Below are 14,710 nucleotides of genomic sequence, written 5' to 3' on the forward strand. Positions count from 1 at the left end.
TAAATATCGTTATTGCTTTTAGGATTTTTAAGGAGTTTACTCCTTAAACTCACTTGCACTACTAGTGCTTTCGTGAGCCTTAGCAATAGATATTTACCTATTAAAATCTTTTTCAGTTGTTTTATCAATTGAGTTTAAAAAACTATTGTACTCTTCTTCCAGTTCCTGTTCATCAATGAATTTTTTAAGAGTATAGTTCTCATCTTCAAGACTGTTTTTATATTCAATTAGTTCATTGATTTTTTCTTGAAATATTTCTATCTGTTCAAGTTTTATATTCAGATTAGTATTAGAAGTTTCAAGTTTTTCAATTTTATCTCTTAATATTGCATTTGCACTTTTAATGACTTCTAACTCTTGCAGTTTTAAATCCATATTTGAGGCGAAATTAAAAGTTTCGACTAAACTATGGTAAAACTCATTAATGTCCCTAATTTCATACTTATTAGCCTTATTTTTGTATGTACTATCTTTTAAAAAATGTTTCATATCTTTTTTTAAATCAACTAAATATTCATTTGAGTTTTCTACATTAAGTTCTACTTTTTGAAGTTCATCTTTTTTTGATTTCAAAGATTTACTTAAATTTTTGTGTTCTTGTCTAAATTGCTTTTCTCTTTGAGTAAGATTTTTAATATTTGTAGATAAGACCTTATATAAATTGCTATCTCTATGAATCTCTTTTCTAAGTTCCTTTAGAGAATTTTTCTCTTCATTTAAAGTTGTATATACTTGTTTTAATTCATTTTTATAAGCTGATAACTCTTCTAAAGTTTCATTAAGTTCAATCTCTTGTTGTTGTAATATATAATCGTTTCTTTTCAAGTGCTGCTTATGAGTAATTTTTTTACTAATACCTCTTCTAAAATCTAAAGCTACACTTTGAAAAGCTTCTTGAGCTAAGTCTTGAATATTCTCCCAGTCTTTTTTTTTCATAGTTCTAAGTATGCTTTTTTGTTTAGAAAATGAAAAGTTATGCAGTACTAAATGACCGTGAATATTATAATGAGCTTTGTCTTTTATATATTTTCCTTCATCTTTATGTAGATTAATGGCTAAGGGTTCATAAGAATACTTCTCATGTGACCTTAAAAGCTGTGCGAACTTATCGAAACCTTTCATTAAGTCAATATTATTGTCTAGATAGTATAAAGCCATCTCTTCACTCAATCCAATTGACATCTCAACAAGTTCAATGTCTTTTTTACTTGGTCTATAATTTGGATTTTTTGCTTTTAATATTTGATGTTTTCTCTTCAGTGATTTATTAAAAGCCTGAGTTAAAGTTTTATTACTATGTTTATGTTTTTTCATAGTTAGATAATTTAGATAGTTTTCCATATATGAACCGCATGAACAGGGAATGGAATCACTATCCTCTGGAACAGTAGCTGGATTATCATAAACAATTTCTTGATTTTCATATTTTCTATCTTTTTCATCTAGTAAATAATCTACATCACTGATTCTTGAATTATGGTTATTTATAGTATTTATATAATTATTATTCTCAGATCTGTTTGTTTTATAATAGAGTGTATTAACACTTACGAAGTTTCTCATATAGCACCTTTTAATAGATACTATATGATTTTAACTAGTTAAAATAAGAGATTAAACTTTATTCTCTTCTCTTAGCTCTTTTATATAAACTCCAATTCTAGCTTTACTCAAAGATTTCTCTTCTGTAGACATATTTATATGTATATTTTCAATAGTTACTTTTATGTTTCTAGATTTTAGATTATTTACAGCTTCTAGAACTTTACCTTTACTCTTTTTTCTTATAGCAGCTTTCATTTTTTTATTAGCTTCAGCTCTAGTCATTCTAAAAGGTTTTCTGTATTTTTCATCATACTCTTTAGCATATTTACTATTTGCTTTTCTAACTAAATCTGGTGTACTATAGTTATCCTTACACCAATTTATTATATCGTCAATCATTTTATCAATTTCATCTTCCAACCAGAAGTATTCATCTTCCATAAAATTCCAAGCTTCAAATTTAGACTTAATCTTTTTTATAAACTTTGGAGTTAAGTCTCTATTTAATGATTCACTCCTATGTTTAATATAACTTGCAATCAACTTCCAATTTAAACTTTTAGATTCATCATTTTTAAACTGATTTTTTATATTTATTTTTGCACTTTTAGATAGTTCTTTATACATTATATAATCATATTCGCTTGCTATTTTATTAAAAACCCTCATAAAGTCAGTATTAGTACTCATGTTTTTTCCTTTTATTTACTAGTTATTTCTTGTTTCAAATTATCGCTATATAAAATAATTTATTATTAATATATTTTAATTAAATTAAATAGTTATATATAACTATTATAAGTAATAAGAAAATAAAAGAATATATATGTAAACATTGATGTATCTTATTATTACACTAATTTGAATTATTGTGAAACAATTATTTAAATTTTTGTGCACAATTTCTTGTGCTTATTAATAGCTTGTATTTGAAACGAGAAATTTATATTAAAATAAAGAGAGGAAAGTTAATTTTCCTCTCTTCAAATATATAGTCTTAGTTCTAGTTATTTATATCTACACCATTACATACTTCACACATTTGTGATAGCATCTCTTTTTTTGTACCATAAAGCTTATATCCACCAAGATAATTTTCTAAATCTTTTTTAGTTAGATTTGCCAAGTATTTTTTATATTTCCAATTACTATCTAGCTTTTCAAAATTTCCATTGTATATTGCATTTAATAGCTCTTCTATCATTACTACTTTAATATTTACTCTACACATAACAGTCTCCTTTATATATATCATATTTTTTTATGAAATCTTTTGCTTTCCAAGCTGACCCAAAAGTAGACAAAGTTATCTTATTATCAATAATTGCATATCTTGAACTTATTACATATAGTTCATTGCATTTATCACAACATCTTTCTTTTAGTCCAATGTTTGAAATTGGAAAAGGATTATGTCCATAGTTATAATGCTTTGTATTACAAATACAACATTTATACTTTCTTTCTTTTGCCATACCTATATAAGGTCTATTCATAAGCATATTCATTATGATACCTTATAAGTATCAATTACATATTGCATGTGTGAGATAAACTTTTTTCTTTTTTCTAATGTAGCTCCAATAGATTCTTGAAAGCCATTATTACTAAGGTTAATAATAGAAACCATAACTCTATCTCTTAATGGTTCTTTTCTATAGCCTTGATAATCAATATTTGTAGCTTTTTCAAAAGCTTTAAAACCTTTATCCATTAACTTAAGTTCTTCTCTAGATAAGTTGTAAAAGTTTTTTTCTTCATTAACAAACTTAGCTAACATATTTAATGCTTTGTTTGTTGTTTGGTCACATTTAATTTTTTCGTAAGCACCCATTTAAAATCCTTATTTGAAAAGTTGATTTTATTCAACTTGTAAAGATTCCACATAGTTTTATGTGTATCAAAAGCTTATATTAAATTAATTTTAGAACTAGTGAGTACATACATACATATATATTATAGTAGTATCATATACTCAAATTAAATTTTAATATCGTAAATAAACTTTTTATCTACGGTGTAATATTTTCAGTTGCTTGTGATTTGTTTGTGTAAGATTTTTTTTGAAAGTTTTCATTTTAATATTTCCTCTATTATGCTTTTAGTTCTAACCTACTTAAAGGTTCTCAATTTTAATTTTTAGTTCCATAAATATTTTAACGACAATGAAATTATAATGTAATATTCCTTTGAAAATGCTTAAGGTTGTTTTAATATTGTTTATGCTAGTTCCTGCACATATAAATATTTATATTTATATGTGCAAAGTTTTTGAGATTTTTAGTAAATATTTTATTGTGATCAAGAATCACTTTTCTTTATATTTAATTGAATTTTCTTAATTCGATATTTTGTTTCTTCTTTCCAGTCTTCTTTGGAATCTTCTAACCATTTGATATCATATAATATCTCTTCATTTATATTTTGATAGTATTCATTAACTGTATCTTTTAAATCATGGAAGTTTAATTCGCTCCAGTTAATACTATTAATAATAAAGCTTGCAATTGAGGGGTCTATTCTTCCTACATATCCTTGAGTTGATGTTCCTTCTTCATGTCCTATTAATCTTTTTTTGTTTAATAATGTATCATATTCTCCATAAACATTTGAAAAAAGTTTTTCTGAAAAGTTTTTTCTTAATGATCTAAATTGAACAATATTATTAGTTTTTCTTTTTGGAATACATTCTTTTATTTTTCTACTAAAATACATAATTGTAGAACCACTTGCTTTTGACTGTTCATTATACTTGTAATTAAAAATGGTTTCTCTTTCTAATTTAAATCGTTTATTAATATAATTGAGAAAACCTAATTCAATTAGAATATCTGGAATAATTATATTCCTATGTGCATTTCTATTTTTTAATGATAATTGGGGATGCTTCTCATTTAGAAAAAAGTATAGATACCTCTTATCTTCTTTTTCATAAGCTCTTAAATTCTCTTTAAATCTAAGTGACATCATTTCATCCATTCGACACCCACATAAAAGACCTATAATAAATATATAGAAGTTTTGTGGACTATCACGAAGTATTACTTTTAATCTATCATTTGAGTAGTTATCTTTAATAAAAATATTTAATTCATCACTTGTAAAAGAAGCTAAGTCTTTATCTTCTTCTCCATCTCGTTCCTTTAAGAATAATAAAGTTTCTTTTGCATTAAAAAAATCTATTGTATAGGGTTTTATATTACCAATAAGTTTGTGTTTTGAAATATAATCCCAATAACTTTTAAACTCTCTAACTGCAGCATCAATTGATGAAACTCTTCGTCTGTTTATTGATTTTTCAATACGAATTTCATTTAATTTATATAAATTGTATAACTCGATATCTTTTCCATATTTTTTATTTCCGATCGGTAAGTTACAATATAAGTTTCTAAAGTTTTCCATATCATCATTTGAAAAAGTAGAAATATTAGAATAAGTAAAATTGTTCTTGATAAGAAAATCTTTAAAAAACCTCATTAAATAATTCAAGTCTTTTCTATTTTTCGAATTGTACTTATTTTTACTTTTAAAAAATTTTTCAAGAGATATTTCGATAAGTTCAAATAGGTTTTCATTATATTTTGTGTTCGATTGAGTTGAATTTTTTGTATTTTCTGATTGTTCTACTAGTACTTGGGTTATGGTTTCCATATTTTGGACTATATCATTTGTATTAATATGAATATCTTGGGATTGATTTTTTATAAGAGCAATGTAGTCTTTTTCATTTGGGTATTCTTGTATTAAGTTAAGTACTTTATATGTGATTTGTTCAACTTTTTGTTCTTGAGACAAATTATAGTTATTATCCTCTAACAGATTGTGAAATTCATGTAAATTACTCGAAATATAGATTCTTAAATCATTTTCTAAAACTTGTTTTTCACTTTTAATTAAAATAATATAAAAGTTTTTTATTTGATCTGGAGGAATTTCAAGAAGCTGCTCTTTCGTAATATTAGACCTTCCTATTATTTGTTTTGCTTTTTCTATAAGGACATTTTCATTTGACAGAGTTTTAGTTATTTGGTTAACAGCATGCCATTCTCTAGCAATAGCATTAATTGTATGCCCTCCTATAATCTTATTTCCTTCAATAATCTCTAAAGATTCATTTCGTAAATCTTCTAATCGTGAGTATTCAATAATTGCTTGTTCTACATATTCGTTGCATAATTGTTGTATATACAATGTAATTTCCTCAATTGTAATTAAACCTTTTATTTTTATGTAAATGGTTAATTGTTCATTTAAATATTTTGTAAGTTTTATAATTATATCAACATTGTTTTTAATTGAATCATAGTCTTTACAAACCTTGGCAAGTGATTTTCTAAAAAGTGTATTTTTAGTTGAGTTTTTTAGAATATCTTGTGGCAATCTTTTTCTAAAATAATAATGACCTTTAAACTCATAACAATAAGTATTTTTTGAGAGTAGGGTTTTCATAACTTTCCTTTGTTATGAAAACAATTAGTATCATATATGACTCAGTTCAATATAATAATAAACTTTAAGTATTTTTTTAAAACTATTAAAAATACTATTTATTGGGGAGTATAGCTCTAAAGTATAGACTTGTTTTGTAAGTCTATTAGTGCCATAGTAGTTTTAGCTCGTCCTATATTTTAGGGAAGTGTATCTAAAATATGATTAGTAATTGATAAATATTACTTTAGTTAATAATTGTATAAAGGCGTAAAGAATAAGAGCTTACTTATTCTTTATCTGCCTCAAAATTTCCTTTTATTGAAGTTCCAAATTGACTATACTTATCTTGCATATCTACTTGACCTTTAATTACATCAGCTTCATTTCCATAAAAGTTACCAGAACCTGTTCCTTCTGTATCGCCAGATCCAGTTAAAGTAAAACTTTTATCATCATTAATTGAACCATCAAAAGTAAAATCTGTTGTAAAAGGATTATCTTGTGTTATTAACCCATTTGATATTTGATTAGAGTCTGCTCCAAAATCAATTCCCATACTTATTGTTGTTTCTTCAGGTATTTCATATTTAACACCTAAAACTTCTTTATATTGTTCTGAAGCGTCATATTCTGAAGAATTAAAATCCCCTTTGTATGTTGCATAAGATGAATTGTCTATAAAATAATCTAGGTTTGTTAATTCTTCTAAATCATTACTTTGTGTTAAATCAATAAAGTCACTTTTATTTGCTTCAAAATCACCTTCAAGTTTTAAATCATCATTTTTTAATTTTATATCACCTTTAAGAATCTCACCATTACTTCCATAAAGATAAGCATCACCTCCACCTCCTGTAGTATTATTAGCAGCTTTAAGTTGAATGCTGTTGTCACTTTTAATTTTACCATCAAATTCTAAATCATCTTGACCTTCTACTGATATCTTTCCATTTGATACTTGGTCCTTAGATTTTCCAAAATCTATGTCCATTGATATCGTTGTTTCTTCTGGAATTGCATATTCAGTTTTATCATCATCATATTCTATATATTGTCTTTTATCATCAAAAGGACTAGCATTAAAATTTCCTATATATGTTGCTTTTGAATTATTGTTTTCAAAGTAAGATGATGGTGTTAATTCTTTTAAACTTTCTGCTAGTTCTGCCGCAGCAAGTTCATCTGCTAATCTTTGAGCCTCAGCAGCAGCTAACTCGTCAGCTAATCTTTGCTCTTCAGCAGCAGCTAATTCATCAGCAATTCTTTTAGCTTCAGCAGCAGCGGCAGCTTCTTGTGCTAATCTTTGCTCTTCAGCAGCAGCTAACTCGTCAGCTAATCTTTGCTCTTCAGCAGCAGCTAATTCATCAGCAATTCTTTTAGTTTCAGCAGCAGCGGCAGCTTCTTGTGCTAGTCTTTCTTCTTCAGCAGCAGCTAATTCATCAGCAATTCTTTGAGCTTCAGCAGCAGCTAATTCATCAGCAATTCTTTTAGCTTCAGCAGCAGCGGCAGCTTCTTGTGCTAATCTTTGCTCTTCAGCAGCAGCTAATTCATCCGCAATTCTTTGAGCTTCAGCAGCAGCTAATTCATCCGCAATTCTTTTAGCTTCAGCAGCAGCGGCAGCCTCTTGTGCTAATCTTTCTTCTTCATCAGCAGCTAATTTAGCAGCTAATTCGTCCGCAATTCTTTGAGCTTCGGCAGCAGCTAATTCAGCAGCAATTCTTTTAGCTTCAGCAGCAGCGGCAGCTTCTTGTGCTAATCTTTCTTCTTCAGCAGCAGCTAATTCGCCAGCAATTCTTTGAGCTTCAGCTTCTGCCTCTTCTTGTTCAGAAAGTTGTTCTGATACTTTTTCACTTTTTTCTACTTCATTTACTTCTTCTACAACATCAGGTGTAGAATTAATATTTGAAGTAGTCTCTTCTATTTCAGGAGAAGAAACTTCTTCTATTATGCTTACTGTATCAACAGCTTTATTTTCACTAATAGAAACATTTTTATTTACTTCTTTTAAATCTTTTGTTTTTGTTTTATTTTTCAGTAATTCAGCACCATTATTTTCATGCATTGCAATAAATTCACCTTGATTAACAATGATTTTAAGATTTGTAAGATTTTGTGTTACTTCAATTTGTCCTTCGGTACAAAAAATTCTTTCTTTTCCATCAGTAATATCAGTAATAATTTGAGTACCTCTAATACCAATTGATGCACTTTTAGTTTTTAGTTTGAAGTTTTGTGGTGCTATTTTTCCAATTCTTCCTGTAATAGTTCTAAATACACCTTTTATCATTGAGAACTCTGCTTTAACATTGTCTTTATTCTCAAATAAATAGTCATTGATTTTAAATGTAGAGTTTTTACCAATAGAGATGATTGTTTCATCTTTAAATAGAATTTGTACTTTAGAGTTGTTTTTTGTAATAAGAATATCTTTTTCTTTTAATAGAGTATCTCTTTTAACTTGAAAAGTTCTATTCTCTCTTGTTATATTAGCTTCACCTTTTAGTGCAACTATTTTTCCAACGTTTGCAAATAGTAAATTTGCAAATATTATTAGTATAAATAAAGATTTCATTTTATTCCTTTTTTACCAATGGATCTTTTTAATATAATTTATAGTTACTTCAGTTTGATCATATTCAGAAGAATCTTGATTAGAACTATTATTAGTATAAGATGCTAATAAGTTAATTCTATCATTGTCATTTATTGAATACAGGTAATTAAACATTATATTATGGCTTGTATCTTTTCTTTTGTTATTAAATGGAAATCCACTTAAGTATTTAAAATTATTTTTTTCAAATTTGTATCCTAAGTATATCATATTTTTTTGAAAAAAATCATAATTATAATATACAGATAAGCTTTTAGTGATTTTATCTATATCTAGTCTTTCTTTTCTTAGTCTAGTTATTTTTGAAACATTTGTAGAAATATTTAAGTTATTTGATAGTTTGTATTTAAAGTAAAATGAGAATTTTTCAAAGTTATTGTCTTTATTATTATCTCCATCATCATTATATTCATATGCGTAAAGAAGTTTTTGATACTCTATTGAAGTTTTAAATTTATTATTAGTAATAGAAGGTGAAATGGAGAATACATTTATATCTTTGTTTTCTTTTTTGATTACTCTTGTTGCATTTAAATCTAAACTGTAAAGATTTTGATTATGTATATATGATATATTTGGTTTATATGCAATAACTGAAGTATTCTCATTCTTTTCATTAAAAAAACTTTTATTATAAGCAAGAAAGTTGTTTGTAATTTTTACAGCTTTATTTTCTTCTAAAATCTTATTAAAACTTAGTGATAGTATTTCATTGTGAAAATTATCCTTAATAGGATCCTCTCCTAAATCTAAACCATCAATTTTATAATCTTCAACTAAGATACTATTTTTTATATTTGTATTATGACCCATTCCTACAATAATAGTTGCAGAATTTGAAGTGTATTTTTTCTTTTTATTTAAAAATCTTAAATATTTTTCTACATCTTTTTTTGTTTTATCTGTAATATTTTCTTTTAGAAGTATATTAAACTCTTTTTTTGCTTCTTCGTTTAGTTTTAGTTTTGTTAATAATCTTGCATAATCATATCGAGCTTTATTAAATTTTGGATTTTCTATTAGAACTCTTTCTAATGCAATTGATGCTTTATCAAACTTACCAATTTTAATGGCACTTTGAGCTAAAAAGTAATTTATATTTACATTGTAGTTGTGCTTATAAAATAAGTTATTAAATAGCTCATATGATCTTTTATAATTTCCAATATTATACATAGTTGATGCGGTAATATATTCATTTGACGATTCTACATCTAGTAGAAAATCTTTTTCATCTTCTTTAATTACAACACCGCTATTTTTTGTCATTTTTGTATAGTAAATTATTTGATACTTTAAATCTGCTGTGTCTTTTTTTATATAAGTATCTTTATATAATGTATTTTTTAATTTCTCTTGTAGTTTAATTGCTTCATTTCTATCTTTTATTTGATTTACTATTAAAGAATAATGTTTGTTTTTATGTATTCCTACTACTAAGTGTTCTATTTTTAATAAATCGTTAACTTCTTCTATATATGATTTTGCAACGTCTTTATATTTAGTTGATGCTATATGCAAAGTGTAAGTATTTGCCCAAATGGTTGTAATTGGCAATAATAATATTATTAAGAATAATTTCATATTACATTCCTATTATTTATTTTCATGTTTATAAACCTTTTTAAAGTTTTTATTATTTAAAAAATCTGTACATCTTTGGATATAAAGATTATTTATATTTGACGAATTGATTTCATTTAGTTGTGTAAATAGTTTTTTTGCTTCTTCTAATTTTTCTTTTTTATATAGTATTATTGCTTGATTATAAAGTTCTAATTCTTTTTCTAGGTCTTTACTTAAGTGCCCTTTATGTATTACTTCCCATAACTCAATAGCTTCTTCTTTCCCTTTTAATTGAACATAATCTAGGTATTTAAATAGATAATTCTCTTTTAGACTATCTTTTGTAAAGTTTGTAATGATTAATTTTACACCATAAAATTTACATAATGATTCTACTCTTGACCCAATATTAATAGTATCTCCAATAACAGTATAATCACTTCGTCCAATACTACCAATTTCACCAACGGTTGCAATACCTGTTGTTATTCCGATTCCTATATCAATCAAAGGTTGATTTTGTTGTTTTAGCTGAACATTTAGTTCCTTTAATTTCTCTAATTGTTCAAGTGCACTTTGTACAGCTTTATCTTCATGGTCTTCAATATCAAAAGGAGCATTCCAATATGCCATAATTGCATCTCCAATATACTTATCAATAGTTCCTTTGTTTTTTGTGATAATTTCACTCATTGGGGTCATATATTGATTGATATATTTTACCAATAAATCAGGTTGTTTTATATCTTCAGAAATTTTTGTAAAACCTCTTATATCACTAAAGAAAACTGTAATTTCTTTATTTTGTGCCTGTAGTTGGTTATTATCTACATTTTTTAATAATTGTTCCATTACATCTTTTGAAACTTTTGATGCAAATTTATTTTTTATTTCATCTTTCTTTTTTATTTCATAAAAATATTGCAACATTATTGTAATGATTGTTGCAAGAATAATAGAGATAAGTGGGAAAAAGATATTTAATACTAATCCATAATTAAAAAGTATAAAGTAAATTGAATAACTAGTTAAAAATAATAAACTAGTTGTTAATAAAGGAATAAAAATTAAATGTATTTTTTTTGTTAAAAAAACAACAAGTAAAACTAGAATAAATATTATAAAAATATTTGCACCATCAATCCATGATGATTCATATAAGAAATCTTTTGCAATAATATTATCAATTGCATTTGCATGAACTTCCACTCCTGGAAAGATTGATTCAAAAGGAGTGGCTCTTAAATCCATTAGTGCAGCAGCTGAAGTACCGATTAATGCAATCTTATTTTCTATATCTTCTTTTTTGAAGTCATTGTTATATATGTCTAAAGCAGAGATATATTTAAAAGTTTTCTCTTTTCCTCTAAAATTAATAAGTAATCTACCATGCCTATCTGTTGGAATTATATAGTCATCTAATTGTAAATCTTTTACTCCATTTTCATCATAATTAATATAGATTTTGTTAATACCTAATGCAATCCTAAGAGTTTCCAATGCAAGTGAAGGATATATTTCTTCATTATAAGAAATAATTAAAGGTACACTTCTAATAACTCCAGCATTATCAGGTATATTATTAAAAAATCCACTTGAATATGAACTATCTTGAATTATTGGTATATTTAATATAGTTCCTTTTGCTTGAAGTAAATAATTATTACCTAACTTTTTATTTTTTTCTATAAATATAGTTTGAATTGAAGGTGCTTCTTTATTTATATGTTTTTTGTCCTCAAATTCAAACTGATATCCCAAAATAGTAGGTGTTGATGCAATTGTTTGAGCAAATTCAAAATCATAATTTACTATATCTTCTTCTTTTATATTTAATTTTTTAAAAATATTATGTGGAGAGGTTCTATCTTCTTCTGCAAAAACTATATCAAGTCCTATAATTGCAATATTATTTTGTGTTAAATTCTTAAGAATTCTTGATAATATATCTCTTGACCAAGGCCATTGTCCTAATTTTTGTAAAGATTTCTCATCTATATCAATAATAACAATGCTATCAGTTTTAGGAGCTATTTCTCCTCTGATATTAAACATATAATCTTTTAATCTATTATCAATTGATGTAGGTAGAGTTGGAGAAAATATGTAAATAGAGCTAATAACAAAAGATAGAATTATCGATATTAAAATATATATTAGGTTCTTTTTTAATCTGTTTTTAGCAATCATCTATTTACTTATTTATATCAATCTGTTCTGATGATAAGGATTCATTTGCATATTCATGCAGTATTTTATGATTAAAAAAGAATTCTGTAAGATTTTTATCTATTTCGCCATTGTTCCCAAGTTTATTTAAAATATCGTAAACTTGAGTTAATTTCATAGCATCTTTATATGGCCGTCCTGATGCAGTTAAGGCTTCAAAAACATCTGCAAAAATCATAATTCTATCTTCTAGTTTAATTTGACTAGCTTCTAATCCTCTTGGATAACCTTTACCATTTAATTTTTCATGATGGTTACAAGCTATATTTAATACATCTTTATATTTTTTAGGGAAGGGTAAAGTTGAAATCATTTCAAGTGATAAGTGTGCATGATTTCTAATAATATCAATTTCTTCTTTTGTTAGAGTACCTTTTTTAATTGATAAATTATAATATTCATCTTCTTCTATTAATGGAGTATTTTCTCCATCTTTTAAATAAGTTAACTTTGCAATTTCATTTAGCTTATGAATATTTTCATCATCCATAAACTCTCCACCCTTATTAGTCTGTTTTAGAAAATGCATATATTCATTTAATAGATTTACTTCTTTTTCAAATTCAAGTTTTGATATCTTATTTTTTAGATAATCAATTTCTTTATCTCTTTTTATTACTTCAAATCTTGATTCTATTAATTCTATTCTATCAAATATCTTTTCCAATTTTGTTGCTTTATCTATAATATGATCAGGCATAGAAATTTTTCCAATATCATGCATCCAAGCAGCTAAACCTATTTGTTTATAATCATTTTGAGTATATTTAACATCTTTATATATAGTTTTATCATCATTTATTGCATTTGCAAGCAGTAAAGCAATTTTTTCTACTTTTCCAATATGATCTGTTGTATAAGGAGATTTTGCATCAATAGCTTTTGCAATTGTTGAAACAAAAGCATTTAAAAACTCTTCTAAACTAAGAATTAGTTGACTATTTGTAAGAGACATTGCAGCTTGTGAGGCAAGTGATTTTATTACTTTTTCATCAGATTTATCAAAATCAATAATTTCATTAGTATTAACTTTGTTAATAAGTTGTAAAACACCCATTACTTCATTTTCATGATTAATTAGAGGAATAACAAGCATAGACTTTGATCTATAGCCAGTTGATTTATCAAACTCTTTTGTTCCTTCAAAAATATATTTTGTTGTTTTATATACATCTTTAATGTTAATTATTCTTTTTTCTTTTGCACAAACAATTGCAACCATCTCATTGTTTAAAGAACCATCTTCTTTGATAAATGGTAGAGAATCCCAATTCAAATTATTTTTAGCTCCACCTATATTAATATTTAATTTATCATTTTGAACAACTTTAAAGTCAAGAGTTGAACCATCTTTTGATTTTAAATATAAGGTTCCAGCTTCAGATGATGTTAATTTTCTAAGAAGTGTTAGTATTTTTTCTAAAAGTACATCTTTATTAGTTTCAGAAGATAAAGCAAGATTAATTTTCATAATTTCATGAAACATATCCTCACTAATTAAATCATGTTCAATAGTTCCTTTGTCAATATGAATTACATCACCTTCAACTAATATCTTACCTCCATATTTTAATATTTTATGTTTATTAATATCTCTTTTTATTTCTTTTATATATAGTGGTTTCAAATGATATAAAAAAATTGTAATATCATCTCTTTTTAGATTTTTTAGGTCTTCTTTTATTAATTCAGGAGATAAGTGTGAAGTTCTTTCTGCAAATTCAGTTAATTTATCAGGAAATGAGCACTCTAAAATTAATGATTTTATTTCTTGATTATTATTGATTTCATTCCATATTATAGGGTTTTTATAGGTATCTCCACTTATAATAAATGCTTGATGATTCTTTGTAATTACAAATCCACATGCACCTGGTATATGCACAGCCTCAATAGTTTTTATTTTATAATCATTTATTTCTATTTCTTCATTTACTTTTAATTCTTTAAATACTAAAGAAGGAGTTTGGGTATTAACTAAATTAATTTTTGTAAAATCAGGCCAAACTAAATCATTAAAAGAATGATTTCTTAAAACATCTATTGTTTCTTTTAAGGCATAAATTGTAAGAGGAGTTTTTCTTTTTCCAAAATAACTTTCAATAATAAAAGGTAAGTCACTTATGTGGTCTGCATGTGAATGTGTTAGAAAAATATGATTAATATGATTAGCTTCTTCTCCTAATGTATTAATGACATTTCCAGCATCTACAATAATATCTTTGAAAATTTGGAAAGAAGTTGTTCCTATTCCTTTAGCTTTACTTCCACTAGCTCCAAGTATTTTTATAAAATTCATTAAAATCCTTTTGTATTAAGGAT

At 25.6% G+C, this 14,710-nt stretch carries 10 protein-coding genes; all 10 read right to left on the bottom strand.

Annotated features, from left to right (window positions below):
* Positions 1-93: 93 nt before the first annotated feature.
* Positions 94-1,563 carry a coiled-coil domain-containing protein gene (locus D3Z07_RS00945; protein ID WP_122892837.1) on the bottom strand — a complete coding sequence of 490 codons (1,470 nt, stop codon included), beginning with the start codon at positions 1,561-1,563 and terminating at the stop codon, positions 94-96.
* A 51-nt stretch (positions 1,564-1,614) separates the two neighbouring features.
* On the bottom strand, positions 1,615-2,235 hold the full coding sequence (locus D3Z07_RS00950; RefSeq protein ID WP_122892838.1) for a hypothetical protein: 621 nt from the start codon (positions 2,233-2,235) through the stop codon (positions 1,615-1,617).
* A 313-nt stretch (positions 2,236-2,548) separates the two neighbouring features.
* Positions 2,549-2,776, bottom strand: a complete 228-nt coding sequence (locus D3Z07_RS00955) for a hypothetical protein (protein WP_122892839.1) — start codon at positions 2,774-2,776, stop codon at positions 2,549-2,551.
* The gene (locus D3Z07_RS00960) at positions 2,769-3,053 is read right to left on the bottom strand and encodes a hypothetical protein (RefSeq protein ID WP_122892840.1); all 285 of its coding nucleotides are present in this window, start codon (positions 3,051-3,053) and stop codon (positions 2,769-2,771) included. Before D3Z07_RS00960 ends, D3Z07_RS00955 begins: the two co-directional genes overlap by 8 nt.
* Entirely contained in the window at positions 3,053-3,379 is a 327-nt protein-coding gene (locus tag D3Z07_RS00965; protein WP_122892841.1) for a hypothetical protein, read from the bottom strand. Before D3Z07_RS00965 ends, D3Z07_RS00960 begins: the two co-directional genes overlap by 1 nt.
* A gap of 467 nt (positions 3,380-3,846) precedes the next feature.
* A complete protein-coding gene (locus tag D3Z07_RS00970) occupies positions 3,847-5,997 on the bottom strand; it encodes a hypothetical protein (RefSeq protein WP_122892842.1) in 2,151 nt (716 codons plus the stop codon).
* 268 nt (positions 5,998-6,265) lie between these two features.
* Complete coding sequence (locus D3Z07_RS00975; protein ID WP_122892843.1) at positions 6,266-8,551, bottom strand: FecR family protein; 2,286 nt, start codon at positions 8,549-8,551, stop codon at positions 6,266-6,268.
* Between the two features lie 12 nt (positions 8,552-8,563).
* The gene (locus D3Z07_RS00980) at positions 8,564-10,177 is read right to left on the bottom strand and encodes an SPOR domain-containing protein (protein ID WP_122892844.1); all 1,614 of its coding nucleotides are present in this window, start codon (positions 10,175-10,177) and stop codon (positions 8,564-8,566) included.
* 12 nt (positions 10,178-10,189) lie between these two features.
* Complete coding sequence (locus D3Z07_RS00985) at positions 10,190-12,349, bottom strand: CHASE2 domain-containing protein (protein ID WP_122892845.1); 2,160 nt, start codon at positions 12,347-12,349, stop codon at positions 10,190-10,192.
* A gap of 4 nt (positions 12,350-12,353) precedes the next feature.
* Positions 12,354-14,687 (bottom strand): HD domain-containing phosphohydrolase, encoded by a 2,334-nt coding sequence (locus tag D3Z07_RS00990; RefSeq protein ID WP_122892846.1) that lies wholly within the window; start codon positions 14,685-14,687, stop codon positions 12,354-12,356.
* Between the last annotated feature and the right edge of the window lie 23 nt (positions 14,688-14,710).

It is taken from the genome of Arcobacter peruensis (assembly GCF_003711085.1).
Classification (GTDB): domain Bacteria; phylum Campylobacterota; class Campylobacteria; order Campylobacterales; family Arcobacteraceae; genus Poseidonibacter; species Poseidonibacter parvus.